Annotated in this window: 1 protein-coding gene; it reads left to right on the top strand. The window is 61.0% G+C overall.

Annotation, left to right across the window (positions count from 1 at the left end):
- Positions 1-486 precede the first annotated feature (486 nt).
- On the top strand, positions 487-595 hold a 109-nt coding region (locus E1258_RS32930; protein ID WP_165949973.1), incomplete at its 3' end, for a transposase.

Genomic DNA, 595 nt, shown 5'->3' with positions numbered 1-595 from the left:
GATTCCGGTCGGGTTCGCGTCCACGAGATGCGCTCTTTCTGGGGGGAGCCGGACATCTCATGCTGCCGAGGTCGAGTGGCGAATCAGCCACTACTGGCACGAAGGTGAAGCAAACGTCCAGTGAGAGGGCGTTTGATAGGCATTCATGTTTCCGGTTTGCGGTGGTTTGCCGCTCGATCGTGGGTGTGCCTCGCCGACTCCACGCCCACGCGGGCCGGAATGCCCCGATTTCAACTGCACGTGCTCAGCCTCGCCACGCGCGGCGAGAGCAAAGCGGACTTTTATAATTCAGACGGAACCACGGGAGTATTTCTACTTTAAGAGGGCACCGCACGGCCATGATCGGCGGGAAACGAATCAGCTGATGTCAGTGCGAAAGCCACATAAGACGTACAACGCAAAACACCCTTAGAGCGTGTTTGAGAAGGTCTGTTGTGGACGGCGTGGCGGCATGACTTCCACCGGCGGGACGGGCAGGGTAGCGCGGTGTCTGTTCGCCGTGGCTACCCCTCCGACCTGACTGACACCCAGTGGGCGCTGATCGAGCCGCTGTTGCCGGAGCCGAACACGGACGGCCGCAGGGAGAAGCACCCGC

It is taken from the genome of Micromonospora sp. KC207, from assembly GCF_004348615.1.
Classification (GTDB): domain Bacteria; phylum Actinomycetota; class Actinomycetes; order Mycobacteriales; family Micromonosporaceae; genus Micromonospora.
This window is presented reverse-complemented; position numbering and strand designations above follow the sequence as displayed.